Origin of the sequence: Streptomyces sp. NPDC007863 (assembly GCF_040633895.1) — a bacterium.
GTDB lineage: Bacteria > Actinomycetota > Actinomycetes > Streptomycetales > Streptomycetaceae > Streptomyces.
This window is the reverse complement of the sequence record NZ_JBEYEI010000016.1, coordinates 110752-135634: the sequence shown is the minus strand read 5'-3', so window position 1 is coordinate 135634 and position 24883 is coordinate 110752. Positions and strand designations below refer to the sequence as shown.

The 24883-nt window shown below is 72.1% G+C and carries 22 protein-coding genes and 1 riboswitch; of the genes, 12 read left to right on the top strand and 10 right to left on the bottom strand.

Features of this window, described 5'->3' with window-relative positions:
• Positions 1 to 48: 48 nt before the first annotated feature.
• The 5 genes from ABZ621_RS24825 to ABZ621_RS24805 all read left to right on the top strand — a co-directional run bounded on the left by ABZ621_RS24825 (position 49) and on the right by ABZ621_RS24805 (position 4345).
• Positions 49 to 774, top strand: a complete 726-nt coding sequence (locus ABZ621_RS24825) for a transporter substrate-binding domain-containing protein (protein ID WP_360608076.1) — start codon at positions 49 to 51, stop codon at positions 772 to 774.
• A 214-nt stretch (positions 775 to 988) separates the two neighbouring features.
• Positions 989 to 1537 (top strand): hypothetical protein, encoded by a 549-nt coding sequence (locus ABZ621_RS24820; protein ID WP_360608074.1) that lies wholly within the window; start codon positions 989 to 991, stop codon positions 1535 to 1537.
• Between the two features lie 75 nt (positions 1538 to 1612).
• On the top strand, positions 1613 to 3010 hold the full coding sequence (locus ABZ621_RS24815) for a PTPA-CTERM sorting domain-containing protein (RefSeq protein ID WP_360608072.1): 1398 nt from the start codon (positions 1613 to 1615) through the stop codon (positions 3008 to 3010).
• Between the two features lie 23 nt (positions 3011 to 3033).
• Positions 3034 to 3591: a hypothetical protein gene (locus tag ABZ621_RS24810; RefSeq protein WP_360608070.1), complete on the top strand. Its 558-nt coding sequence runs from the start codon at positions 3034 to 3036 to the stop codon at positions 3589 to 3591.
• A gap of 10 nt (positions 3592 to 3601) precedes the next feature.
• Positions 3602 to 4345, top strand: a complete 744-nt coding sequence (locus ABZ621_RS24805; protein ID WP_360608068.1) for an ATP-binding cassette domain-containing protein — start codon at positions 3602 to 3604, stop codon at positions 4343 to 4345.
• 4 nt (positions 4346 to 4349) lie between these two features.
• Here the strand turns inward: ABZ621_RS24805 and ABZ621_RS24800 are convergent, their stop codons facing one another.
• The gene (locus ABZ621_RS24800; RefSeq protein WP_360608066.1) at positions 4350 to 5339 is read right to left on the bottom strand and encodes an NAD-dependent epimerase/dehydratase family protein; all 990 of its coding nucleotides are present in this window, start codon (positions 5337 to 5339) and stop codon (positions 4350 to 4352) included.
• A gap of 586 nt (positions 5340 to 5925) precedes the next feature.
• Between ABZ621_RS24800 and ABZ621_RS24795 the strand changes: the two genes are divergently transcribed.
• Positions 5926 to 6672: a class I SAM-dependent methyltransferase gene (locus ABZ621_RS24795; RefSeq protein ID WP_360608064.1), complete on the top strand. Its 747-nt coding sequence runs from the start codon at positions 5926 to 5928 to the stop codon at positions 6670 to 6672.
• A gap of 64 nt (positions 6673 to 6736) precedes the next feature.
• On the opposite strand, the gene ABZ621_RS24790 is transcribed toward ABZ621_RS24795, so the two are convergent.
• Complete coding sequence (locus ABZ621_RS24790) at positions 6737 to 9865, bottom strand: FG-GAP-like repeat-containing protein (RefSeq protein WP_360608062.1); 3129 nt, start codon at positions 9863 to 9865, stop codon at positions 6737 to 6739.
• A 201-nt stretch (positions 9866 to 10066) separates the two neighbouring features.
• On the opposite strand from ABZ621_RS24790, the gene ABZ621_RS24785 reads away from it, so the two are divergent.
• Positions 10067 to 10399: a deoxyxylulose-5-phosphate synthase gene (locus ABZ621_RS24785; protein ID WP_360608060.1), complete on the top strand. Its 333-nt coding sequence runs from the start codon at positions 10067 to 10069 to the stop codon at positions 10397 to 10399.
• Positions 10400 to 10509: 110 nt separating this feature from the next.
• On the opposite strand, the gene groL is transcribed toward ABZ621_RS24785, so the two are convergent.
• From groL to thrC, 4 genes are all read right to left on the bottom strand, one after another.
• A complete protein-coding gene (gene groL, locus ABZ621_RS24780) occupies positions 10510 to 12132 on the bottom strand; it encodes a chaperonin GroEL (protein WP_043226129.1) in 1623 nt (540 codons plus the stop codon).
• A 346-nt stretch (positions 12133 to 12478) separates the two neighbouring features.
• Complete coding sequence (locus ABZ621_RS24775) at positions 12479 to 12682, bottom strand: cold-shock protein (RefSeq protein WP_030498267.1); 204 nt, start codon at positions 12680 to 12682, stop codon at positions 12479 to 12481.
• 414 nt (positions 12683 to 13096) lie between these two features.
• The gene (locus tag ABZ621_RS24770) at positions 13097 to 13375 is read right to left on the bottom strand and encodes a MoaD/ThiS family protein (RefSeq protein WP_043226131.1); all 279 of its coding nucleotides are present in this window, start codon (positions 13373 to 13375) and stop codon (positions 13097 to 13099) included.
• A 32-nt stretch (positions 13376 to 13407) separates the two neighbouring features.
• Positions 13408 to 14712 (bottom strand): threonine synthase, encoded by a 1305-nt coding sequence (thrC, locus tag ABZ621_RS24765; RefSeq protein ID WP_360608057.1) that lies wholly within the window; start codon positions 14710 to 14712, stop codon positions 13408 to 13410.
• Between the two features lie 17 nt (positions 14713 to 14729).
• A riboswitch (SAM riboswitch) is annotated at positions 14730 to 14872 on the bottom strand.
• A 121-nt stretch (positions 14873 to 14993) separates the two neighbouring features.
• Here thrC and ABZ621_RS24760 point away from each other — a divergent pair.
• The 4 genes from ABZ621_RS24760 to ABZ621_RS24745 all read left to right on the top strand — a co-directional run bounded on the left by ABZ621_RS24760 (position 14994) and on the right by ABZ621_RS24745 (position 21077).
• A complete protein-coding gene (locus ABZ621_RS24760; RefSeq protein ID WP_360608263.1) occupies positions 14994 to 15935 on the top strand; it encodes a glucosyl-3-phosphoglycerate synthase in 942 nt (313 codons plus the stop codon).
• A gap of 77 nt (positions 15936 to 16012) precedes the next feature.
• Complete coding sequence (locus ABZ621_RS24755) at positions 16013 to 17887, top strand: hypothetical protein (protein WP_360608055.1); 1875 nt, start codon at positions 16013 to 16015, stop codon at positions 17885 to 17887.
• Positions 17888 to 17981: 94 nt separating this feature from the next.
• Positions 17982 to 19430 carry a trehalose-6-phosphate synthase gene (locus ABZ621_RS24750; protein WP_360608053.1) on the top strand — a complete coding sequence of 483 codons (1449 nt, stop codon included), beginning with the start codon at positions 17982 to 17984 and terminating at the stop codon, positions 19428 to 19430.
• 105 nt (positions 19431 to 19535) lie between these two features.
• The gene (locus ABZ621_RS24745; RefSeq protein ID WP_360608051.1) at positions 19536 to 21077 is read left to right on the top strand and encodes a protein kinase; all 1542 of its coding nucleotides are present in this window, start codon (positions 19536 to 19538) and stop codon (positions 21075 to 21077) included.
• 3 nt (positions 21078 to 21080) lie between these two features.
• On the opposite strand, the gene ABZ621_RS24740 is transcribed toward ABZ621_RS24745, so the two are convergent.
• Positions 21081 to 21431 carry a helix-turn-helix domain-containing protein gene (locus tag ABZ621_RS24740; protein ID WP_360608049.1) on the bottom strand — a complete coding sequence of 117 codons (351 nt, stop codon included), beginning with the start codon at positions 21429 to 21431 and terminating at the stop codon, positions 21081 to 21083.
• Positions 21432 to 21527: 96 nt separating this feature from the next.
• Between ABZ621_RS24740 and ABZ621_RS24735 the strand changes: the two genes are divergently transcribed.
• Positions 21528 to 22412: an NAD(P)-binding domain-containing protein gene (locus ABZ621_RS24735; RefSeq protein ID WP_360608047.1), complete on the top strand. Its 885-nt coding sequence runs from the start codon at positions 21528 to 21530 to the stop codon at positions 22410 to 22412.
• 15 nt (positions 22413 to 22427) lie between these two features.
• Here ABZ621_RS24735 and tgmC read toward each other — a convergent pair whose 3' ends face one another.
• The 3 genes from tgmC to tgmA are packed head-to-tail and all read right to left on the bottom strand — an operon-like array spanning position 22428 to position 24807.
• Positions 22428 to 23552 carry an ATP-grasp peptide maturase system methyltransferase gene (gene tgmC, locus ABZ621_RS24730; RefSeq protein ID WP_360608045.1) on the bottom strand — a complete coding sequence of 375 codons (1125 nt, stop codon included), beginning with the start codon at positions 23550 to 23552 and terminating at the stop codon, positions 22428 to 22430.
• Complete coding sequence (tgmB, locus tag ABZ621_RS24725) at positions 23549 to 24499, bottom strand: ATP-grasp ribosomal peptide maturase (protein ID WP_360608043.1); 951 nt, start codon at positions 24497 to 24499, stop codon at positions 23549 to 23551. Before tgmB ends, tgmC begins: the two co-directional genes overlap by 4 nt.
• Positions 24496 to 24807, bottom strand: coding sequence for a putative ATP-grasp-modified RiPP (gene tgmA, locus ABZ621_RS24720; RefSeq protein ID WP_360608041.1), 312 nt, complete (start codon positions 24805 to 24807; stop codon positions 24496 to 24498). The genes tgmB and tgmA overlap by 4 nt, the downstream gene beginning before the upstream one ends.
• Positions 24808 to 24883 lie beyond the last annotated feature (76 nt).

Sequence of the window (24883 nt, the reverse complement as noted above, 5' to 3'; positions counted from 1 at the left end):
GAACCAGATGCCCCGCCGAGAGCGGACACCGTCCTAGACTCCGCAACCATGACGACCACGCACCACGACCTCGCCGCGATCGCCGCCGACCTCGCCCCCACCGGCACCCTGCGGGCCTCCGTCAACCTCGGGAACCCGGTACTCGCCCAGGGCACCCCGGAAGCGCCCGCCGGCATCACGGTCGACCTCGCGCGCGAGATCGGCCGGCGTCTCGCGCTCCCCGTCGAGACGCTCTGCTTCGACGCGGCGCGCAAGTCGTTCGAGGCGATGGCGGACGGCCGCGCCGACCTCTGCTTCCTCGCGATCGACCCCGCGCGCGAGAAGGAGGTCGCCTTCACCTCCCCGTACGTCGTCATCGAGGGCGTGTACGCGGTCCCCCGCGACTCGCCGCTCGTCTCCGTCGAGGACGTGGACGCGCCCGGCGTCCGCATCGGCGTCAAGCAGGGCTCGGCCTACGACCTCCACCTCACCCGCGCCCTCTCCCACGCGACCGTCGTCCGCGGCGCGGAGGGCGTCGAGGTCTTCCGCACCCTGGACCTGGAGGCCGGCGCGGGCATCCGCCAGCCGACCGCCGCGTACGTCGCCGCCCACCCCGAAGTCCGCCTGATCGACGGCCGCTTCATGGAGATCCGCCAGGCCGTCGGCACCACGACGGCCAGGGCCCCGGAGACGATCGCCTACCTCACCGCCCTCGTCGAGGAGCTGAAGAAGAACGGCTTCGTCACCGAGGCCCTGCACCGCTCCCACCAGGACCCGGCCCTGGTGGCCCCGTGACGACGCCACCCGGATTACGTCAATATCTCCCCGCGCAATCCCAGGAGATAGCGCCGATCCGGCACCAAAGCCGGACGGACCCCATGCCTCCGGCCCCTCTCTTCCGGCCACCTCCACCCCATGCCTACCGCGCCGTGACCCAAGCCACAGACGGACACGGCTACGTCGCTTTGAATCTTCCCGGCGTACACCTTCGACCCCATGGGGGGGGACCATGCCTCGCACACGAACGCGGCGCACCTTACTGATCGCGGCGCTCGCCGCCGCCACGCTCTCCGGCGTCACGACAGCAGCCCACGCCGACACGCCTCGCCCCGACGGCAGCGACCTGTACACCATCAAGCCGAACGAGGAGGGGATGTTCCCCCTCTACTCGACTCCGGAACCGGGACAGGTCCAGCCTCTCAACTGGGACGGCTGGCTCACCGGTTGGGGTCCGGGCAACAACGAGTCCCGCCACTGGGACGACAACGACTACACGGAGGTCCTGTTCACCGGCTGCACCTCCGAAGGTGAGCCCGTGTCCTCCCTCATGCTGAAGCTGTGGCAGGAGATCCCCTACAGCCTCGACAAGGACTTGGGCGTGAACACCCTCACCGGGTGCTTCAGGGGCCCCAGCTACACCTCTCAGGGTGTGTGGAACACGCACATCGACGGCGGCACCAAGCGCTACTTCACGATCCCGGCGCTCAACGGATCCATCTACACCAGGGCCACCGTCTCCGTGGACAAGGTGTACGTGGACACCACGGCCGCCGACTGACGGACCCCCGCCCCCGACCCGGCCGGGAGGTGGCGCTCCGTCTCCCGGCTTCTCTCCGAGATCGGCGCCGCCCCCTTGAGAACCCGAGCCCTCCTCCGTTCCTCCGCCGCCCTGTGGACCGCACCGGTCTGGGTCGGCATCGTCGTCTTCTACTTCTTCCACGCCCTCCATCTCACCCGGCCCTATGCCGAGGTCGTCGAGGGCCCCCTCTGGGCACCCCAGCAGGTGCACATCGCCCTGCTGTACTTCTACGCGTTCGCGTACGCCATCACCCTGGGCCTCGCGACCTGGGACGGCGGGAGACTCAAGAGGGACCGTGTGTGGGACCTCGCCCCGGGCCGCTCCCGCTACCGCGTGGCCGCCGTCGCGCTCGCGCCCTCCATCGTCGCCGGCTGGCTGATCCTGCTCCTGCCGGTCGTCATGCGCCTGGTCGAGACGCGGCTGGTGCCCACACCGGCGTCCCTGCTGCCCCTCCTCATGGGCATGGGCATCGTCTGCGCGTACGCGATCGTCGGCTGCGCCCTCGGACACATCACCCCACGGCTGATCGCCGCACCGTTCTCCGCCGTGGCGGCCTTCTACGCCATCGCCAAGACCAGCGCGTACAGCGACCCGGTATGGCCCCGGCACGTGTCCGGGCAGCTCGACACGAGTGCGGCGTTCGGGGAGTACTTCTCCGTACCCACGGTCCTGGTGCCGTTCCTGTTCGCCGCCGCACCGGCGGCGGCCGTCGCCGCGTGGTGGACCGGTGCAGGCCGCCGTCCGTGGCGCGTCGGCGCCCCGGTGGCGGCTCTCGCCGTCATGGCCGTCTGCGTGCACACCGCCTCGGGCTGGAGTGTGGCGGAGGGACCGGTCACCGCCGGCCACGCACCGGCCCGCTGTACCGGCTCGGCTCCCCGGGTCTGCATGGCGGAGGCGGGGGGCGCGGTCGAGGATCTCGACGCCGCACGGCGCGAGATCGCCACCTCACTGCAACGGCTCAAAGCGGCCGGTGTCGACGTCACTCCACCCGCCACGGTCGCCGACAGCCTGCTATACGAGCGCGACCGGCCCCCGTCGACCCGTTCGACCTGGTGGCTGCCGCTCACCGCCGAGGCCGACCGGCCGGACGGCGATCTCACGGGCCTCCGGTACGCCGTTCTCCTCCACTCCGTTTCCTTTCCCTGCGCCTTCCCCACCACGCTCCGCCCCGACGTCTCCGCCGACTGGATCGTCAACCACGACGCGGCCGTTCTGTGGGCCGCGTACGAGGTGGACGCCGAGGAGCCCTACCTCGCGTGGCGCAGGGCCGAGTACGGCCAGATCGCGAACGGCGGCGCGGTCCTGGCGAAGGTACGGGAGCGTGCCGCGAAGGGCCGCGCCCTCCCCACGGCCGCTCAGCGCGCGGCGTGGTTCGAACAGGAGAAGGCGAAGGCCTGCCACCTCGCACCCGCACCCGCACCCGCACCCGCACCTTCGGCAGGTGGATCGTGATCTGGTGGTTCAAGGGGCGCCGCGTGACGGCCGTCGTCCTGCCCGGCCTCATGGCGTTCGCCGCGCTCACCGCACTGGCGCACGACCAGTCCGTCGCCCTGCCCGGCATGTTCGGACCGGGCACCAGCCTGCTCTTCCTGATGAACATCGTGCCTCTGATCGTCACCGGCGTCCTCACCCACAGCCTCGCCCAGCGCCTTCCCGAGGGTGAGGAAACGGCGGCGCGGGCCGTCCACCGGTACGACGCGCTCCTCGTCCTCCACGCGGTCGCCGCGAGCGCGGCGACCGCGTGGGCGATCGGTCTCTCCTCCCACTCCCCGGCGGCGACCGAGGCGGGACGCAACACCTTCTTCCTCGTCGGCCTCGCGCTGCTGGGCGGCGCCGTCGGCCCCCAGCTCGCGACCGTCGCCCCCGTCGCCTGGGTATTCGTCACCGCGTTCGTCGGCTACCGCGACATCCGGCGGCCGTGGCCGTGGGCCGTCACCCTCCACCCCGCCGGGTACCTGCCCACGTTCCTCCTCTGTCTCCTGGTCTTCGCCGCCGGTCTGGCCGCGCTGACCCGCACTCGCCGCCCCGTGTGAAAGGCCGCCCGTGTCCCTCGTCCTCGAAGCCGTCTCCTATGCCTACGGCCGCCGAGACCGCCGCGTCCTCAACGGCCTCGACTACACCGTGCCCGAAGGGCTGACCATCCTGCTCGGCCCGAACGGCGCGGGGAAGACGACCCTGCTGAAACTCGCCGCCGGAGCGAGCCGCCCCCTGACCGGCACCGTGCACCTGGACCGGGTGTCCTCCCTGTCCAAGGAGTACCGGAGGAAGGTGGCCTGGATGCCCCAGAACATCACGGCCATGACCGGCCTCACCGCCCGCGAACAGGTCGCCTACACCGGCTGGTTGAAGGGCATGAACCGCGGCGAGGCCTGGGAAGCGGCCGCGACCGCCCTGGACCGGGTGCAGATGAGCGAACACTCCGGCGTCAGGACGAAGCGGCTCTCCGGCGGACAGCTCCGCCGGGTCGGCGTCGCCTCCGCCCTCGTGCACGGCGCCCGGGTGCTCCTCCTCGACGAGCCCACGGCCGGCATGGACCCCACCCAACGGCGCGTCTTCCGCGACCTGGTCCTCCGGCTCGCCACCGACGAGGTACGCGTCCTCCTGTCCACCCACGACGTCGCCGACCTCGCCGAGGAGGCCGACCACGTCACCACCCTCACCCGCGGCGTGATCACCTACTCCGGCTCCACCGGGGACTTCCTCGGCCACGCCCCCGCTGGAACGCCCGAAGCCCGCAGGGCGGAGGCCTCGTACACCGCGCTCACCTCCGCCCCGTCCCTCGACTGAACTCCTACTCGCCCAGCAGGCCCAGCAGTTCCGCCTCCCGCTCCACGCTCAGCCCCGCGCGCCGCTCCCGGTCGAGGCCCTGTTCCCGCTCCCAGGCGAGGGTGTCGGCGATCACTTCGTGACGCGGCCGCTGCCGGAGTCCGGCGGCGGCCGCCGCGGCACCCGAACGCGCCTGGAAGCCGCTCCAGTCCTCCGCCACGATCCACAGCGGCAGCGACTCGGGCCCCATGAACTCCGTCACGCCCTGCTCCAGGAGCCAGGCGGACCCGGCGGGCACCACGGGCCCGCGGTGCCCGGCGGCCCGGCGGGACAGCTCGATCCACTCGCCGAGCGGCACGTTCGGCCCCACCGCGTCGTACGCGCCGGTCAGCCCCTTCTCGGCCGAGTCCAGGATCCAGTCGACGAGGTCCCGCACGTCGACGACGCGGGTGGGCAGCCCGGGCTCGTCCGGCACGAGCAGCGGCGCCTCCGGGTCCCGGGCGGCCCGGGCCGCCCAGTAGCCGGTGCGGCAGCTGACGTCGCCGGGCCCGCCGATGAGCCCGGCCCGGGCGACGAGCAGCCGGTCCCCGACGGCGGCGGCCGACGCCCGCTCGCAGGCGGCCTTCGCCTCCCCGTACAACTCACGGTCGACCTCGTCGAGTTCGGTCGGCGTCATGAGCGGGGCGGACTCGTCGGCCCCGATCTCGGCCTGCGAGGCGTACACGTTCCCCGACGACACGTACGTCCAGTGCCGGGCCCGCTCCCCGAGCGCCGCCAGCGCCGCCTTCACGAACCCCGGCTGCCACGACACCTCGACCACGGCGTCCCAGTCCCGCCCGGACAGCGCGTCGTACGCCCCCGGATCCCGCCGGTCCGCGACGACCAGCCCGGCCCCCTCGGCCACCTCCCCGCTCTCCCCGCGCGCGAGACACGTCACCGCGTGCCCCCGCTCCAACGCCCGCCGCGAGACCTCGCGGCCCACCCAGGCGGTCCCGCCCAGCACCAGAATGTCCATGCGCCCAGTCGACCACCGAACACCCGCTCCCCAGAGGCCGGTTCGCCGTCGGCGCACCGAGTGCGCCGACGGCGAACAGAGAAAGGGGGCGCTCCCGTCAGAACAGGCTCTTGAACCCGTTCCAGCCGCCGCTCCCGATCAGCACCCGGCCGACGTACAGACCGGTCCCGGTGGAGGAGTACCAAGAAAGGGGTTCCCCTCAGGCGGAAAGGTCGATGGCGACAGGTTGCGGAGGGGCCGCGGGAGGACGTCGTGCGCGAGGGGCACGTACGCCTGGCCGGGGGTGCCGGCCCGAGGCCCCCACCTGCCGGCAAGCGGGTCGTACAGGCGCGCGAATCGCCGCCGCCACGGATACGTCATGTCGCCGAGAACCCGGCCCGGTCGGCCCCTCCACACCCCCCTTCCCGGCCGCCGAAGGGGCCGGGAGCGCGACGTGGCGCAGCCCGAGGGGAAAGGGACCCTGACCTGCCCCACACCCTGCCCACGCCCCTCACAAGCCCTCCCCTCGCACCTCCAACACCCCACCTGACCTGGGCATTTACCCTCCCCGCCTCTACCCTGGAAGTCACGTCGAGGGGAGAGCCACATGGCAGGGACGGACCGCGGAATCCGCACGGTCGAGGACGTACTGGTGCTGCTGGACGGGCTGTTCGCGCCCGGCGCCGACCGGTGGACGGAGGGCGGGGCGGACTGGTGGGACGGCTTCTACGCGGACCGCGACCGGCCGGTGCCGTTCTTCGTCCCGAAGCCGGACGAGAACCTGGTGGCGTACGCCGGCCAGGGCCTGCTCAAGGGCGGCGGGCGGGCGCTCGACCTGGGCTGCGGCCCCGGCCGGAACACCCTCCACCTGGCCTCGCTCGGCTACGAGGTGGACGGCGTCGACCTCTCCGCGACCGCCGTCCGCTGGGCGGAGGAGCGCGCCCGGGAGACGGGCACGACCGGCGCCCGCTTCCACCGCGGCGACGCCTTCGCGCCCGGCACCGTCGAGGGCCCCTACGACCTCGTGTACGACTCGGGCTGCTTCCACCACCTCCCGCCGCACCGCCGCGTCAGCTACCTCGCCCTCCTGGACCGGGTCCTCGCCCCCGGCGGCCTGTTCGCGCTGACCGCCTTCGCGGCCGGCGAGGGCGGCATGGGCTCGGAGCGCCCCGACGCCGGCTTCTACCGCGCGGGCGCCCTGGAGGGCGGCCTCGCCTACACCGACACCGACCTCCGCGCCGTCTTCGCGGACCTGACCCCGCTGGAGGTCCGCCGCATGCGCGCCGAACCCGCGGACTCCCCGCACTTCGGCGAGGGCTTCCTCTGGACGGCCCTCTTCCGCCGCGAGCCGTAACGAAGGAGAAAGGGGGGAGGCCCGGGGCGTGACGCCCCGGGCCTCCCCCTTTTTCTCCCTACGCCTAGAACAGCCCCTTGAAGGCGTTCCAGCCGCCGTTGCCGATGAGCACGCGGCCCGCGTACTTCGCCCGGCCGTCGGAGGCGTACCGGTACAGCTTCCCGTCCGTGGTCCGCGCGAGCAGATCGGCCCGCCCGTCCCCGGTCACGTCGCCGACCCCGGCCAGGGCGGAGTAGACGTTCCAGCCGCCACCGATCCGGTCCCGCGCGGTCACGCGGCCGCTCGGCGTCCCGTCGTACCGCCAGAGCACGCCGGCGTAGTCGAGGGCGACCAGGTCGGCGCGGCCGTCGGTGTTGATGTCGCCGACGCCGACGACCTTCTTGTAGAGCTTCCAGTCCACGCCGATCCGCACCCGCGGCTTCAGGTACGTGCCGCCGGTGCCGGCGTAGAAGTACATGTCGCCGGTGCTGGTCTGACGGGTGACCAGGTCCGGGTGACCGTCGCCGTTCAGGTCGCCGGGCGCGGTCAGCTGGTCGAACTGGCCCCAGCCGGTGCCGATCAGGGTGTACGGCGACGAGGCCGAGACGACCTTGCCGCAGCCGGGCCGGTAGGCCCGCAGCTCGTTCCCGACGCGGACGAGGACGTCATTGCACCGGTCGCTGTTCACGTCGCCGAAGGGCATGAGGAGCGTCCCGGCGGGGAACTTCGTCCCCGTCCCGGCGGTCCGCCCCGACAGGCCGCCCGTGCCGTTGCCCCGGTACATCGAGACGGCACCCAGGGAGTCGGTGACCAGCAGGTCGCCGACGGCGTCGTCGCCGGCGAGGTCACGCCAGACGGGCGCCCCGCCGGTCACGCGCAGGGACCCGGTCTGGACGAGATCGGCGCCCTGCCCGTCCCTCGGCTTCACGGTGAGGGTCCAGGTGTACGTACCGTTGAGCACCTTGTTGCCGGCGGTGTCCGTCCCGTCCCAGCCGTACTTCCCGTCCCAGCCGCCGTACAGGTGGACCGTGCCCGTCGGACCGGACACGCTCAGCGTGCGCACGACCTGCCCGGTCAGCTTGTTCTTCAGGGAGATCTGAGCCGCGCCGGCCTTCTCCTTCGACAGCCACCAGCGGGGCTGCCAGACGCCCCTCCTGATGTCGACCGCGGCCGGAACGGAGGCGTCGACGGCCGTGATCCGGCTGGTGGTGCCGCCGAGGCCGACGACCCTGATCGCCTCCCAGGAGTCGACGTAGGCGATGCCGCCGCCGTGGCGGTCGACCGTCCAGCCCTGGCCCTCGTACTGATCGCGGTCGGCCGCGAGGTCACCGAGATGACGCTCGACCGGCGTGCCGGACCGGACGTCCTCCACGTACAGGCCCGTGGTGGCGCCGGTCGCGGTGTAGGCGATGAAGCCGTCACCGAGCCGCGGCTTGGCGGCGGCCGGGATGCGGGTCCACACCGACTTCTTCGCCTCACGGTCGTGGACGACGACGGAACCCGGCGCCGAGGCGCACCGCCGCGTGATCCACTTGCCGACGACCTCAAGGCCGGTGAAGGCGCAGCCGGTGCCGAGGTCGGCGGTGGCGACGGTCGCCCCGGTCACCACGTCGACCGCCGAGACCGTGCCGTTCGTGGCGGAGCCGGTCCACAGCTGACGGCCCCAGAGCGACTGGTTCAGGTTGGTGGAGTCCCGCAGCACGGCGCCGGTCTCGACGTCCGCGACGATGGAGCGCAGGGTGGTGCCGGAGGTGGCGTAGAAGTGCACGTACCGGCCCTCGGACCGGACGAGCGTCTTGGCCTTGAGCGCGGTGGCGTACGGAAGCACCACCGTCCGGGGCGGACGGTCCTCGTTCCGCACCGGGTACGGCCACACCTTCACCGCGACGGCGCAGGCGACGCAGCCCGGCTTGTCGGCCTGCTCCAGGGTGACCAGCCGGCCCGCGCCGTCGTCCGCCCACCAGCGCGGCAGGGTCGCGCTCGACGGGGCATGCGGGCACCGGTTGTTCGCGACCATGGCGTCACAGCCCCACAGGGCGTCCGACTTGTAGTCGGACCCGTGTCCCAGCAGGTACCGCTCCGAACGGGCCGAGCCGGACTGCGACACCAGCTGCCCGTACGACAGGGTCAGGCCCTCCGTCTTGGCGGGCTCGCCGACCGAGGCCTCCCAGTACGCCCACGGCTCCCCGTCGGCGCTGATGCCCATCCGCAGCAGACTCCACCAGTCGGCGTCGTCGTTCTCGCCGAAGGTGTACAGCCAGCCGGACGAGCGGAAGACGGGATCGGACTGACGGACGGTCACTCCGAACCGGCGGGCTTCCCCGCCGGCGATCGGCACGGCCCACAGCTCGGCGGCGCCGGACAGGGTCTCCGTGTCGGGCAGGGGGGCCTTGCCGACGATCCAATCGCCGAGGAGGACGGGCACGGTGGTGCCGTCGGCGATCTGCTGGGGCAGCGTGACCTCGCGCGCCGGGGCGGTCGGCTCGGTGCGCGAGAGGACGAGGACCTTCGCGGTCCCGGCACCCCCGCCCAGCGCGATCCGGCCCGTGTCGAGCGACGCGGAGACGACCGGGAAGGACGCCTGGGTCAGCGGGGTGACGGCGCCGGAGGCGAAGTCGAGGAGCGCGACGGTCCGGGTGTCCCCGGTGGCGTAGCCGATGACCGCGCCCGTGTCGTCCTGGGTGAGGACGGACGGCTGCGCGGTGGCGCCCGGCAGGCGCACCTGGCGGTCGGCGGGCGCGCCCGTCCCGAACCCGTGGAAGGAGAGGGTGACCCCGTCGCTCCCGGGCTGGACCCGGACCAGCTGATTGCCGGCGACGAGCGGCAGCCACGTCTGTCCGGCGGTCGTGTCCACCGTGTCGGCCCGCCCGGCCTTGAAGTCGTGGACGGTGGCGCGGCCGCTCTCCGGGTCGGGGCAGACGTACCGGTCGCCGTACGCGTAGGACTCGTCCGCGGACGAGCACGCCGGAGCCACGACGCTGTTTCCGTAGCCCAGCTTCACCCAGCGCTTCTCCGGGCCCTTGGCCAGGAGCGCGCCGCTGACGCCGACCGCTTCGAGCGTATACGCCGGCAGGGTGCCCGCCTGGGGCATCGGGTCGATGATCGCCTCGTACGGCGCGGTGTCGGCGGCCACCGCGGCCGGGGCCGCGGCGGTGAGGCCGGTGACGGCCAGGGCCGCGCTCAGCGCGAGCGCGACCGTTCTTCGAACGGACAAAAGGGGTCCCCCTCATACGAAAAGCGTCGATGACGACAGGCTGCGGAGGGGTACGCGGAGACGGCGGCATGGCAGACGGACGGACGGCCACGGCGGTACGCGCGGGCGCCGGCCCGATGCCCCCCACCTGCCGGCTGAAGTGATCGTACAACCGGTCGAAACCGGCATGCCAGAGACTTCCCCCACCCCTACCCTGCCCCCATGGGGATCCGGAGGAGTTCGTACGTCTGTCTGCCGTGCCGCGCCTCGTACAAGCAGGGGGACGAGCACGGGCCCGAGCACCGCTGTCCGCGGTGCGGGGAGCCGACGACCGGGGTCGGGACCGCGTTCCAGCCGCCGCGGCGGCGGGACACCGAGGGGTGGCGGGTGCTGTCCGTGCTGCTGCACGCGGGGGTGCGGTTCCCCACCAGCTGCTGTCAGGGGTGCGGGCCCGGCTACCGGCCCCGGACGCTCGCCGAGGTGAAGGCGCGGGTGGCGTACGCGCGCCGGACCGGGGAGCCGCTCGCCGAGGCGCTCGTCCGGCCGGTGGTCTGAGACGCGGAAGGACCGGGAACGCGCCGAGGGCGGCACCCCCCTCGCGGGGAGTGCCGCCCTCGGCGTTCGCGTTCGACTCGCGTCAGCGATGAACTGCCGATCCGTCAGGATCAGAAGTCCATGTCACCGCCCGGCATGCCGCCGCCGGCCGGGGCCGCGGCCTTCTCCGGCTTGTCGGCGATGACGGCCTCGGTGGTGAGGAAGAGCGCGGCGATCGACGCGGCGTTCTGCAGCGCGGAGCGCGTCACCTTGGCCGGGTCGATGATGCCCTCGGCGACCAGGTCGACGTACTCGCCGGTCGCGGCGTTGAGGCCGTGGCCCGGGGTCAGGTTGCGCACCTTCTCGACCACGACGCCGCCCTCGAGGCCGGCGTTGACCGCGATCTGCTTGATCGGGGCCTCCAGGGCGAGCTTGACGATCGCGGCACCGGTGGCCTCGTCGCCGTCCAGCTCCAGCTTCTCGAAGACGCTGGAGGCCTGGAGCAGGGCCACGCCGCCGCCGGCGACGATGCCCTCCTCGACGGCCGCCTTGGCGTTGCGCACGGCGTCCTCGATGCGGTGCTTGCGCTCCTTGAGCTCGACCTCGGTCGCGGCACCGGCCTTGATGACCGCCACGCCGCCGGCGAGCTTCGCGAGGCGCTCCTGGAGCTTCTCGCGGTCGTAGTCGGAGTCGCTGTTCTCGATCTCGGCGCGGATCTGGTTCACGCGGCCCGCGACCTGCTCGCTGTCACCGGCACCGTCGACGATGGTGGTCTCGTCCTTGGTGATGACGACCTTGCGGGCGCGGCCCAGGAGGTCGAGACCGGCCGACTCCAGCTTGAGGCCGACCTCCTCGGAGATGACCGTGCCGCCGGTGAGGATGGCGATGTCCTGGAGCATGGCCTTGCGGCGGTCGCCGAAGCCCGGGGCCTTGACCGCGACGGAGCGGAAGGTGCCGCGGATCTTGTTGACGACCAGGGTCGACAGGGCCTCGCCCTCGACGTCCTCGGCGATGATCAGCAGCGGCTTGCCCGACTGCATGACCTTCTCCAGGAGCGGGAGGAGGTCCTTCACCGAGGAGATCTTGGAGTTGACGATGAGGAGGTAGGGGTCCTCGAGCGAGGCCTCCATGCGCTCCATGTCGGTGGCGAAGTACGCCGAGATGTAGCCCTTGTCGAAGCGCATGCCCTCGGTGAGCTCGAGCTCCAGACCGAAGGTCTGGGACTCCTCGACCGTGATGACGCCTTCCTTGCCGACCTTGTCCATCGCCTCGGCGATGAGCTCGCCGATCTGGGTGTCGGCGGCGGAGATGGAGGCGGTGGAGGCGATCTGCTCCTTCGTCTCGACCTCCTTCGCCTGGTCGAGCAGGGCGCCGGAGACGGCCTCGACGGCCTTCTCGATGCCGCGCTTGAGGGCCATCGGGTTGGCACCGGCGGCGACGTTGCGGAGGCCCTCGCGGACGAGCGCCTGGGCGAGGACGGTGGCGGTGGTCGTACCGTCGCCGGCGACGTCGTCCGTCTTCTTGGCGACTTCCTTGACCAGCTCGGCGCCGATCTTCTCGTACGGGTCCTCGAGCTCGATCTCCTTGGCGATGGAGACACCATCGTTGGTGATCGTGGGGGCGCCCCACTTCTTCTCGAGGACGACGTTACGGCCCTTGGGGCCGAGGGTGACCTTGACGGCGTCAGCGAGCTGGTTCATGCCGCGCTCGAGACCGCGCCGGGCCTCCTCGTCGAACGCGATGATCTTGGCCATGTGAAGTGGTCCTCCCGGACATGGGGTGGATAACGCTCCAGGACCGCGCCGACGCCCGCGACGGACGGCCTCCGCGCACCGTGTGGTTCCTTGCCCCACCCGGGTCGGCGGCCTCGTCATGCCCAGTCCTCGTAGCACTCTCACCTTCCGAGTGCTAACGCCAATGATTAGCACTCGACCCATGCGAGTGCAAGCGACTCTCGTGGATCGGGCACCTCGACGCCATCCGCGCGCGGGAGGCGCGCGCGAGGCGCCCCACCGGCGTCCGGGAACGCGTGAGGGGCCCGCATCCCAGGGGATGCGGGCCCCTCGACGACGAGACGTCGGTGGCCGATCGCGCCGCGCCTCAGGCGGTCACCTTGACCATGTCCGCCTGCGGACCCTTCTGACCCTGCGAGATCTCGAACTCGACTCGCTGGCCCTCTTCGAGGCTGCGGTACCCATCCATCTGGATGGCGCTGTAGTGGACGAAAACATCCGCACCACCGTCGACCGCGATGAAGCCGTAGCCCTTCTCCGCGTTGAACCACTTGACGGTGCCCTGAGCCATGCCTAACTCCCCTATTACTTACTGGCCCTTGCGCGGATCCGCACTTCACGGACCCGGGTCAGAACCTGCGCCGGAACGCGTCGACCGCGGCTGAATGTATCTGTCCAACTGCCCTCTGCAACAGGGCAATCCACCGGGAATTCTGGAAGGCGCGGAAAGGGGAATCGGGGAGAAATCCATGAATTGCCGGGCAACTCGGGCCGGGCGAAAGCGGCATAAGGGGCAGAGTGCCTATGCTTTTCGGCCGCTTCTTGGCCCGTTCTCGTCAGGTCCGCGGCCACTCTCATATGCGCCCGGCATGCGCGGCGGAGGGGGCTTCCCCAACTCTATCGCGCTCAACCATGCAGAATTGCCCCCTCCGCTTTCTCTCGCGGAAGGGGCAATTCTGTAGCGAAAGCTACCAACAGGTAAGGATCAGCAGCCGCCGGCGACGGCCGGGATGATCGAGACGCCCGCGCCGTCCGGCGTGGCGGTCTCCAGGCCCTGCTCGAAGCGGACGTCGTCGTCGTTCACATAGACGTTCACGAAGCGGCGCAGCTTGCCCTGGTCGTCCAGGACGCGGGCGGCGATGCCCGTGTGGTTCTTCTCCAGGTCGGCGATGACCTCGGCGAGGGTGCCGCCCTCGGCCGGGACCTCGGCCTGGCCGCCGGTGTAGGTGCGGAGGATGGTGGGGATGCGGACGTTCACGGCCATGTCGATGCTCTCCGTACGGGTGTCGGCGGGTGTCAGTGGGCCAGGCCCGCGTCGCGGAACGCGTCCAGGCTCGGGCGGATGGTGGCGGTCGCCTGAGAACTGTCGGCAACGGCGTCCAGGGTCTTGAGCCCGTCACCGGTGTTGAGGACGACGGTGGTGAGGTTCGGGTCGATGACGCCGGCCTCGACGAGCTTGCGCGCCACGCCGACGGTCACGCCGCCGGCCGTCTCGGCGAAGATGCCCTCGGTCCGGGCGAGCAGCTTGATCGCGTCCACGACCTGCTCGTCGTTCACGTCCTCCACCGCGCCGCCGGTGCGGCGGGCGATGTCGAGGACGTACGGGCCGTCGGCCGGGTTGCCGATCGCCAGGGACTTGGCGATGGTGTTCGGCTTCTGGGGCCGCACGACGTCGTGGCCGGCCTTGAAGGCCGCCGACACCGGGGAGCAGCCCTCGGCCTGGGCGCCGAAGATCTTGTACGGCTTGTCCTCGACGAGGCCCAGCTTGACGAGCTCCTGGAGCCCCTTGTCGATCTTGGTGAGCTGGGAGCCGGAGGCGATCGGGATGACCAGCTGGTCGGGGATGACCCAGCCGAGCTGCTCGCAGATCTCGTACGCGAGCGTCTTGGAGCCCTCGCCGTAGTACGGGCGGAGGTTGACGTTCACGAAGCCCCAGCCCTCGCCGAGCGGGTCGCCGATGAGCTCCGAGCAGAAGCGGTTGACGTCGTCGTAGTTGCCCTCGATGGCGACGAGGTCACCGCCGTACACGCCGGCCATGACGACCTTGCCCTGCTCCAGGTCGTGCGGGATGAAGACGCAGGAGCGGAAGCCGGCGCGGGCGGCGGCGGCGCCGACGGCGCCGGCGAGGTTGCCGGTGGAGGAGCAGGAGAGGGTGGTGAAGCCGAAGGCGCGGGCGGCCTCGATGGCCTGGGCGACGACCCGGTCCTTGAAGGAGTGGGTCGGGTTGCCGGAGTCGTCCTTGACGAAGAGCTTGCCGGGGGCGACGCCGAGCTCGCGGGCGAGGTTGTCGGCCTTGACGAGCGGGGTCCAGCCGGGGTTCAGGTTCGGCTTCTCGGCGACGTCGGCCGGGACGGGCAGCAGGGGCGCGTACCGCCAGATGTTCGCGGGGCCGGCCTCGATCCGCTTCCGCAGCTCCTCCGGGTCGCCGAGCGGCAGTTCGTAGGCCACTTCGAGGGGGCCGAAGCAGAGCTCGCAGGCGAAGATCGGGCCGAGGGCGAAGACCTCGCCGCATTCGCGACAGGAAAGCCCGGACGCGGGACCGAGATCGACGGTGGTGCCGGTGGTGTCGGCGGCGGCAGGTGCGGAGGTCTGTACAGCCATGGAGGGGAGGCCCTTTCTCCTCATCTTCCTCATGACGCATTTCGCCATGAGACGGATTTGGCACCTTCCCTAGCCGGGGGCCTCGCTGGCGCAAGACAAACCGACTGGAGGGTTGCCGGGGCTTCAACGGGCCGTATCCCTCTGCCCCTCTGGATGAGCGGTATTCGATTGTGAGACGCGGGCGGGACCCCGACATGCATCGGGCCTCCGCGTTGTTCAAGACTGTAACCGAAGGCTTCGAAGGTGGAGACGGTCGTCCGATCCGCGAGATGGAGATCACGTTGCTGGAAGAAGTGGAGCGCTGGCTGACCCGGCGGTCCTGGTCCGTGTCCGACCGCCCCCTGGAGCGGGTGCTCGCCGCCAAGCGGGGGACGACGGTCAGCGTGGTGCTGCCCGCGCTGAACGAGGAGGCGACGGTCGGGGACATCGTCGGCGTGATCCGGCGCGAGCTGATGACCGAGGCGGTGCCGCTCGTCGACGAGCTGGTGGTGATCGACTCGGGCTCCACCGACCGCACCGCCGAGGTCGCGGCGGCGGCCGGCGCGCGCGTCGTCGCCCGCGACGACATCCTCCCCCGCATACCGGCGGTGCCGGGCAAGGGCGAGGTCCTGTGGCGCTCACTCATGGTGACCGGCGGGGACGTGGTGTGCTTCGTCGACGCGGACCTGAGGGACTTCTCGGCGGACTTCGTCACGGGGATCGTGGGCCCGCTCCTCACCGACCCGGACGTCGACTTCGTGAAGGCGATGTACGACCGCCCCTTCGGAGACACCCCTGGTCAGGGCGGCCGCGTGACGGAACTGGTGGCGCGCCCGCTGCTCAACCTGCACTGGCCGCGCCTCGCCGGCTTCGTGCAGCCGCTGGGCGGCGAGTACGCGGCCCGGCGCTCGCTGCTCGAACGGCTCCCCTTCCCCGTCGGTTACGGAGTGGAGCTGGGCCTCCTCGTCGACGCGCTGCACACGGTGGGCCTGGACGCCCTCGCGCAGGTGGACGTCGGGGTCCGCAAGCACCGGCACCAGGACGGGCAGGCGCTGGGCCGGATGGCGGCGGCGATCTACCGCACGGCGCAGGTGCGGCTCTCCCGGGGCCATCTCGTACGCCCCTGGCTCACCCAGTTCGAGCGGGGCGAGGACGGCTTCGAGCCGCGCACGTACGCGGTGGACACGGAGGAGCGCCCGCCGATGGCCGAGATCACGGAGTACGCGCAGCGCCGCGTGGCGTAGGGACGTCACGACGCGAAGGCGCGCCATCGCGTGGCGTAACGTCCGTAGATGATGCGCTTTGCCTACATTGCCCTTTTATGCGCTTCAGATCATCGCACCCGCTTCTCCGCGTGCTCGCGGCGGGCTCCCTCGCCGTGGGCGCGCTCTCGCTGACGACGGCCGGGCCCGCCGCCGCCGACGTCGTCGAACCCTTCGGCGAGCGGTACCAGGAGTCCCTGTACGGGGACTTCACCACCATCGGCAACACCGTCATGGGCTGCCCGGAGACCCCCGCCGACCTGGCGGCCCGCTGCGCCACCGCCACGAAGGGCGAGGGCGCGGACAACAACAACACCTTCGTGATGCGGCGCCTCGACACCGCCGGCACCGGCGACGCCTACGGCTCCAGCACCGGCCGGGTCCGGCTCCCCGAGGGCGCCGAGGTGGCGTACGCCCGCCTCTCCTGGGGCGGCAACGACGGCACGTACCGGGGCCCGAGCGGGGCGCGGCTGAAGCGCTGCGACATCTCCGGCGCCGACGTGGCGCCCTCCCCGGGGGACCCGGCGACCACGGCCCCGCTGCTCGCGGTCGGGGCGAAGGCGGCGGCGCCCGTCTCGATCGACAGCATGGTCGTCGACCCGGCCGACACCAGCGGTCCGCACTACTACACGGGCGAGTCCGACGTGACCGCCGCCTTCGCGGGCGTCTCGGGGACGGGCGCGCCGGTGGCGGTCGGCGTGAGCGGCGTCTGGGCGCCGGACGGCAAGGGCTGCGTCGCCGGCTGGTCCCTCACCGTCGTGTACCGCTTCCCGGGCCCCGACCCGGTGAAGGCGCCGGAGCGGCGCTCCGTCCACGTCTACGGCGGGCACGTCCTCCAGCGCTCGACCTCCCCGGCGACGACGATCACGGTGGACGGCTTCCACCGCTCCCCGGGGAAGGCGCGGGCGAGCGTGACGGCGTACGAGGGCGACTGGAACACCCCCGGCGACAGGTTCCTCGTCGACGGGAAGAACGTCACCGAGTCCCACACCGGCAACACCGCCAACTTCTTCGTCAGCGAGGACGACGGCGCGGTCTCCCCGGACCTCGTCGACAACCTGTCCATCGACGCGAAGGAGTTCGACGTCCCCGACGGCGCGATCCCGGTCGGCGCGGCCTCCGCCGAGCTGACCTTCTCCACCAGCGGCGACACCTACGTGCCCTCCGGCCTCGCCTTCTCCGTGCCCGTGCCGGACCTGGAGGTCACCAAGACGGCGCACCCGCGCACGGTGAAGCCCGGGGACACCCTCACGTACACGATCACCGCGAAGAACGTCAGCGGGCTCGACCACCCGGACGCCTCCTTCGCCGACGACCTCACCGAGACCCTCGACGACGCCGACTACGCGGGCGACGCGAAGGCGGACCTGGGCGAGGTCGCGTACGAGAAGCGGAGGATCGGCTGGACCGGCGACCTCCCGGCCGGGAAGACGGCCACCGTCACGTACTCGGTGAAGGTGAAGGACCCGGCGACGGGCGACGGCAAGCTCCGCAACGCGGTCGTGGTGAGCTCCCCGCGCTCCAACTGCGGCGAGGGCAGCGAGGACCCGGCGTGCGCGGTGACCCCGGAACTGGAGAAGCCGGACCCGGGCCAGTCCCCGTCGACGTCCACGCCGTCGCCGCCGCCGACGCCGGAGCCCACCGACCCGACGTCCGGGCCCACGGAGCCCACCACCGCCCCGACCGACCCGTCCCCCTCCCCCTCCCCCTCGCCCTCCGTGACCACCACCGCGGCCCCGGCCCCCGGCCCCGGTCACGGCGGCACGGGAGGCGGCGGAACCGGCGGAACGGGCGGGTCCTGGGGCTCGGGCGGCTCCATGGCCGAGACCGGCGCGCACGGCGAGCGGCTGTGGCTGCTCGGCGCGCTCGCCGTGGTCCTGGCGGCGACGGGCCTGGTCGCGAAGGCGGCGATGCGCGGCCGGCGGATCCGCTGAGCACCGGCGTGGACGCCGGAGGCCGTCCGTATCCGGCCGACCGCTGACCGTATACGTACGTTTGAGCGGTTACGGGACGGGCTAGGTTCGCCACATGGCTTCCGTACTCGTGGCATCCAACCGAGGCCCCGTCTCGTACACGCTCGGTGACGACGGCACGCTCTCCTCCCGCAGGGGCGGCGGCGGCCTCGTCTCCGGCCTGAGCGCCGTGGACTCCCAGGACGGCCTGTGGGTGTGCGCGGCGCTCGGCGACGGCGACCGCGAGGCCGTCCGGCGCGGCGTCGCCGAGCCCGGGGTCCGGATGCTGGACATCGATCCGGAGGTGTACGCCGACGCGTACAACGGCATCGCGAACTCGGTGCTGTGGTTCCTCCACCACCACCTGTACGACATCCCCCGCGAGCCCGTCTTCGACGCCGCCTTCCGCCGCCGCTGGGACTCCTACCGCGCCTACAACCGCGCCTTCGCCGAGGCCCTGGCCGCCGAGGCGGCCGAGGGCGCGGCGGTCCTGGTGCAGGACTACCACCTGGCGCTCGTCCCCGGGATGCTGCGCGAGCTCCGCCCCGACCTCAGGATCGGTCACTTCACGCACACGCCGTGGGTGTCGCCGGAGTACCTGCGGATGGTGCCGGACGACATCGTCGAGGAGCTGCTGTGGGGCATGCTCGGCGCGGACGAGCTCGGTTTCCACACCTGGGGATGGGCGGCCTCCTTCATCGGCTGCTTCCAGCAGCGTGAGGACGCGACGGGCTACTCCCAGGGCGTGTGGCCGAGCGGCGACCCCTGGTACGGCGTGGAGTGGCGCCGGTACGGCATCGGGAAGGGCCGGACCCGCGTCCGGGTGTACGCGCTCGGCGTCGACGGCGACGAGCTGCGGGCCCTCGCCCACCGCCCCCAGGTCGACGAACGCCTGGCCCGGCTCCGCGAGGAGGTCGGGGACCGGAAGACCATCGTCCGCGTCGACCGCACCGAACTGTCGAAGAACATCCTGCGCGGCCTGCTGGCCTACCGGGAGCTGCTGACCGAGCACCCCGAGTGGCGCGACAGGGTCGTCCACCTGGCCTCCGCCTACCCCTCCCGGCAGGACCTGGAGTCGTACCGCGCCTACACGGCGTCCGTCGTCGCCCTCGCCGAGGAGATCAACGCCGAGTTCGGCACGGCCGGCTGGCAGCCGGTCCTGGTCTCCGTCGAGGACGACTTCACCCGCTCCCTCGCCGCGTACCGGCTCGCCGACGTGGCCCTGGTCAACCCGGTCCGGGACGGCATGAACCTCGTGGCGAAGGAGATACCCGTGGTCTCGGACGCGGGCTGCGCCCTGGTCCTGTCGACCGGCGCGGGCGCCCACCGCGAGCTGGGGGACGACGCCCTCACCGTCGACCCCTTCGACGTCTCGGCCACCGCCGAGGCCCTCCACACGGCCCTCACCATGCCGGCCGAGGAGCGCGCCGCGCGCACCGGGCGCCTCGCCGAGGCCGCCACCGCCCTCCCCCCGCAGCGCTGGTTCCTCGACCAGGTGGAGGCCCTGCGGACCACCTCGGACTGACCCCGCCCCCCTCCAACTCCGTCCCCCTTCCCGTCCGTTGTGGACCGGGCACGCCCCCGCCCCCTAGCCTGCTCCCGGGGCGAGGCGTGATCAGGGGGAGGCGCGGTGGCGGAGCAGCGAGGGGGTGCGGTGCGGCCGGGCGACCGGATCGGGCCGTACACCGTCCTCACCGAACTGGCCGGCGGCGGGATGGGCCGGGTGTACGTGGCCCGGTCGCCCGGCGGACGGACGGTGGCCGTGAAGACCCTGCTGGGCGCCGCCGACGGCGGGACCATCGCCCCCGAGGACCGGCGCCGCTTCGCCCGCGAGGCGGCGCTCGCCCAGCGGGTGCACGGCCCCTTCACCGCCGGGATCGTCGGCGCGGACGCCGACGCCGAGGTCCCCTGGATGGCCACCGAGTACATCCCGGCCCCGTCGCTGCACGAACTCGTCGCGGGGCAGGGCCCGTTGCCACCGGAGTCGCTGGCGTGGATCGCCGCCGGCACGGCCGAGGCGCTCACCGACATCCACGCCGCCGGGCTCGTCCACCGGGACGTGAAGCCGTCGAACATCCTGCTGCCCGAGGAGGGGCCCCGGGTGATCGACTTCGGCATCTCGCAGGCCGCCGACCTCACCCGTACCGGCAACGCGCTGGGCACCATCCCCTTCGCCGCCCCCGAGCAGGCGCGCGGCGAGCCGACCACCCCCGCGTCCGACGTCTTCTCGCTCGGCGCCACCTTCTTCTTCCTGCTCACCGGCCGCAGCCCCTACCGGGGCATGGGCCACGGCACGGCGATGGAGCAGCTGGTCCGGGCCGCCGAGGCCGACCTCGACCTGCGCGGACTGCCGGCCGAGGCGGCCGGGCTCGTCCTCCCCTGCCTCGCCGTCGCCCCCGCCGACCGCCCGGCCCCCGGCGCCCTGCTCGACCTCGTCGAACCGGTCCTCGCCGCCCGGCCGCAGGCGCACGGCGCCGCCGACTGGCTGCCCGACGACTGGGCCCGCGCCATCGAGCGCCACCGGGTCCGCCGCACCCAGGAGGCCGGCACGGCGGGCCGCCGGTACGCCACCGACGCCGGCACCGCGCGGGCGCCGCGGCCGGCCCCGAACCGCACCCGCCGCCTCCCCCGCCCCGCGCCTGCCCGCGCCCGCCGCCTCACCCCGGTCACGGCCACGCTCGGCGTCGCGCTGGCCGCCGGCGCCGCCGCCACGGTCTACGCCCTGCTGCCCGACGGTCCCGGCCTCTCCCCCGTACGCCAGGACCTGCGGCTGGCACTGGTGGAGGAGACGGCGACCGGGGAGTGCACGGACGCGATGGCGCCGCCGACGTTCTACGACGAGAAGACGAAGACGTGCTTCCGGGTCTCGACCCGGGACGCGGAACGCATGAGCGTGAAACAGCTCCGCAAGGCGGAGTCCGCGTTCGACGCGGCGATGGGCGGCGCCATGGTCAACGTGACCTTCCAGGACGCCGACGGCAAACGCTTCACGGCCCTCACCGAACTGGCCTCGAAGCGCGAGGCCCCCAGGAACCAGATCGCCATCCTCCTGGGCGACCGGCTGATCAGCGCCCCCTCGGTCGCCTCCCCCATCCCCGGCAACGAGATCCAGATCTCCGGCGGCTTCACCAAGAGCGAGGCCGACGCCCTGGCCGTGGAACTGGGCGGCTGAGACTCAGCTCCCGTCGGCACCCTCCCGCCGCTCCCGCCCCCACGCGGCGAGCGGCTCCAGCGCGTCGTTCAGCCGGAGACCGTCCTTGGTGAGCCCGTACTCGACCCGCGGCGGCACCTCGTCGTACGAGACACGGCGCACGATCCCGTCCGCCTCCATCTCCCGCAGATGGGAGGAGAGCACCTTCTCGGTGATCCCCGGCACCATCCGCCGCAGCTCCCCGAACCGCCGCTCGGGCCCCTCGCGGAGCGCCCAGAGGATCAGCACCTTCCACTTCCCGCCGATCACCTCCATGGCGGTGTCGATCCCGCACACGTGCCCCTCGTCATCCACAGGCCGATTCACCGTCGTCATGCCGCATCCTCCTGACCTGCTCGCTCACCTCAGGGTAACCACCCACTCCGAAGTGGGTACTTGAGCAGGTCAGAGCCCTGCCGCAGCCTTGAGGACATGACAGCGAACGCATCCGCCAAGACACCCGTCACCCTCCTCGGCCTCGGCGCCATGGGCACCGCCCTCGCCCGCACCTGGCTCGCCGCCGGCCACCCGCTCACCGTCTGGAACCGCACCGCCTCCCGCGCCGAACCCCTGGTGGCCGAGGGCGCGACGGCCGCCGGGACCGCCGCCGAAGCCGTCGCGGCGAGCGACCTGGTGATCCTCTGCCTCCTGGACGACGCCTCGGTGGACGAGGCCCTGAAGGACGCCGACCTGACCGGCAAGGACCTGGTCAACCTCACCACCACGACCCCCGCCCAGGCCCGCGAGCGCGCCGCCTGGGCGACCGCCCGGGGCGCCCGCTACCTGGACGGCGGCATCATGGCCGTCCCGCCGATGATCGGCGTCCCGGAGGCCGGCGGATACGTCTTCTACAGCGGCGCGGCGGACCTCTTCGAGACCCACGCGAAGACCCTCGCGGTCCCCGCGGGCACCCGCTTCGTCGGCACGGACGCCGGCCACGCGGCCCTCCACGACGTGGCCCTGCTCAGCGCCATGTACGGCATGTTCGCGGGCGCGGCCCACGCCTTCGCCCTGATCCGCGGGGAGGACATCGACCCGGCCGCGTTCGCCCCCTTCCTCACCGAATGGCTCACCGCCATGGCCGGCCCCCACGTCACCCAGACCGCCGACCAGCTGACCAGCGGCGACTACACCACCAACGTGGTCAGCAACCTCGGCATGCAGACGGCCGGCACCCCCACCTTCCTCACCACCGCCGCCGAACAGGGCGTGAGCCCCGAACTCCTCACCCCCTACTTCGCCCTCATGCGCCGCCGCCTCACGGAGGGCTCCCCGTCGGAGGACCTGACGGGCGTGGTGGACCTGCTGCGGCGGTGACGGAGTGGGCGCCTGTCAGCTCGACCAGGTGATGGTCCGCGCGTCCGGCGTGACCGTGATCCGGAAGCGGTCGAGCTCGGGTGATCCGTCCTTCCGCCAGCGGGTCAGGTGGTCTTCGATCCGGTCCCACAAACGCTCCGGACCTCCCTGCCGGACGGTCCACCCTCTGCCGTCCCTACGAACGGCGGCCCATGATCCGGCGTCGACGTCGAGGAACACCTGCCAGGTCTCACCGCCCTCGCGCGGGATCAGGATCCGCTGGGTGCGAGGCGCCGCGATCTGGGCGACGAACCGTGCGGTCCAGTCGTCCAAGTCGTCGGCGCCGACGAGGGCTTCGCGTTCCTCTCCCTGGCCGAGATCCGGGAGCATCCCGAGCGGGGGCGGAAGCTGGGGCCGGGCGAGCATGAACGAGACCTGGCCGCCCAGGAGCCTGCCGTGGGCGACGCCGTCGTCGACGGTGAGGCGGGCGAGTTCGGAAGAGTACATCCACCCGCACACGGTGGCGAGGATCTGGCCACCGGGCCGGGTCTGGGCGAGCCAGGCCGGCGGGATGTCCAGGACTCCGCAGGTGGCCACGATCCGGTCGTACGGACGATCCTCCGGGTACCCGTCGAGGCCGTCCCCGACGACAAGCCGAGGACGGAGGCCCACGGCACCCAGGGCGGTACGGGCCCGGGCGGACACGTCTTCGTCGACCTCGATCGAGGTCACCAGGCCGTCCCCGAGACGGTGGCACAGGAGCGCGGTCGAATAGCCGGTGCCGGTGCCGATCTCCAGGACCCGCATTCCGTCTTCCAGGCGGAGCTCTTCGAGCATCCGGACGACCAGGCTCGGCAGGGTGCTGGAGCTGGTGGGCGCCCGGAAGATCCGGCCGTGGATGTCGACGGGCGCCACCGTCCCGGCGATCTGGGTCACCAGGGACTCGTCGTCGTACGTGCCGGGGAGCCACGCCGGATCGTCGGACAGGACCGGCTCCCAGCCGGTGGGCCCGTCGCCGTCGACCCGGCGGAAGTACCCGCCCCTGAGGAACTCGTGCCGAGGCGTGTCGAGCACGGCCCGGCGCCACCGGGGCGAGCGCAGTCGACCACCGGCGGCGAGCCGCTCGGCCAGGGCCTCACGCAGGGTCTTGTCGTCGCTCACGTGGTCTTCCGTCCGAGGAGGTCGGCCATGGCCGCGACCATGGGCAGTCCGGTTTCGGGTTCCATCCAGGCCCACTGGCCGGACGGGTTGCATTCGAGGAACCACCATGCCCCCGTCCGGTCCACGGCGAAGTCGAATGCGCCGAAGACCAGCCCGAAGTGGTCCAGGTACCGATGGAGGGCGCCGGTGATCCCGGGCGGAGCTTCGACCACGGTGTAGGTCAGCCGGTCGTAGTCCGTACGCCAGTCGAGCAGGTCCGAGTCGATCCGGACGCTGAACACCCTCCGGCCCATCACCGTCACGCGTACGTCGGCGACCTTGTCGATACGGCTCTGGAACAAGTGGGCGGTGCCGGCCACCCGCTCGTCGACCTGGTCCGCAGTGACCTCTGCGACCTCAACGGTGCAGGACACTCCGTCTCTCCGGTACAGGGGCGTCGACAGGGGTTTGTAGATGACGGGGCCGTTCGTCCTGATGAACGAGCGGGTCGCGTCCGGATCGGAGGTGATGAGGGTCCGTGGGACGCGGAATCCGCATCGCACGGCGACTGCGAGCCCGGAGGGCTTGAACTCGGCGTCCCCGATGCGGTGGGGGTGATTCACGTACAGGCAGCCGGGGAGGGAGGCAAGGACGCCTCCGAGACCATAGCGGGCCTGAGTCGTGGCGAAGCGGGCGTCGTGCTCGTCGAGATGCGTGAAGGCGAAGCCGGACGGACGCCGGTAGTACAGCGACCGCACGCTGGCGAGGTCGGCGGTCCTGGTGGGGGTGGTCAGCGTTCCTGCGATGCCGTGAGGCGTGAGGGTGGCCGCGAACGACAAGGTGGCGGGGAAGTCCCCCGAGTCGAGCTGCACGACCGGGACGTCCCGGTCGTGCAGCTCGCTCATCACCAGGTCGGCCGTGGGGTCGTCGATCATGGTGACGACCAGCACCGGGCCGACCTCGGTCACTGGTCGGAGTCGTTTCCGGTGTCCTGGTCGCCACCGCCGGACCCACCGCCGCTGGAGCCGTCCGAGGGGTTGCCGGTGTTGGTGGCCGGGTTGGTTCCGGTACTGGTCCCGTGACCGGGCATCTCCATGATCTGACCGGCGGCGTCGAAATACCGGGCGGTCTGGGTGTCCGGGTCGATCTCGGCCCGGACCCAGGCGGGCGCCATGGCCGGGTAGGGGGCCATGCGCTGGACACCCCACGGCACGGCCGTGTGGTGTCCCATGGGCAACGGCGTCCCGGTCGGGAGCCGGTCGGAGTGGGTGAACACGCTTCCTCCATCGGTCGGTTCGGTTGGTGCGCGGTGCCCGGCCACGGCGAGGCAGGCGTCACGGGCAGCGGCCGGG

Coding starts and splice junctions, on each gene's coding strand:
- ABZ621_RS24825 (WP_360608076.1), top strand. CDS start 49: ATGACGACCACGCACCACGACCTCGCCGCGATCGCCGCCGACCTCGCC.
- ABZ621_RS24820 (WP_360608074.1), top strand. CDS start 989: ATGCCTCGCACACGAACGCGGCGCACCTTACTGATCGCGGCGCTCGCC.
- ABZ621_RS24800 (WP_360608066.1), bottom strand. CDS start 5,339: ATGGACATTCTGGTGCTGGGCGGGACCGCCTGGGTGGGCCGCGAGGTC.
- ABZ621_RS24795 (WP_360608064.1), top strand. CDS start 5,926: ATGGCAGGGACGGACCGCGGAATCCGCACGGTCGAGGACGTACTGGTG.
- ABZ621_RS24785 (WP_360608060.1), top strand. CDS start 10,067: ATGGGGATCCGGAGGAGTTCGTACGTCTGTCTGCCGTGCCGCGCCTCG.
- groL (WP_043226129.1), bottom strand. CDS start 12,132: ATGGCCAAGATCATCGCGTTCGACGAGGAGGCCCGGCGCGGTCTCGAG.
- ABZ621_RS24775 (WP_030498267.1), bottom strand. CDS start 12,682: ATGGCTCAGGGCACCGTCAAGTGGTTCAACGCGGAGAAGGGCTACGGC.
- ABZ621_RS24770 (WP_043226131.1), bottom strand. CDS start 13,375: ATGGCCGTGAACGTCCGCATCCCCACCATCCTCCGCACCTACACCGGC.
- thrC (WP_360608057.1), bottom strand. CDS start 14,712: ATGGCTGTACAGACCTCCGCACCTGCCGCCGCCGACACCACCGGCACC.
- ABZ621_RS24755 (WP_360608055.1), top strand. CDS start 16,013: ATGCGCTTCAGATCATCGCACCCGCTTCTCCGCGTGCTCGCGGCGGGC.
- ABZ621_RS24750 (WP_360608053.1), top strand. CDS start 17,982: ATGGCTTCCGTACTCGTGGCATCCAACCGAGGCCCCGTCTCGTACACG.
- ABZ621_RS24740 (WP_360608049.1), bottom strand. CDS start 21,431: ATGACGACGGTGAATCGGCCTGTGGATGACGAGGGGCACGTGTGCGGG.
- ABZ621_RS24735 (WP_360608047.1), top strand. CDS start 21,528: ATGACAGCGAACGCATCCGCCAAGACACCCGTCACCCTCCTCGGCCTC.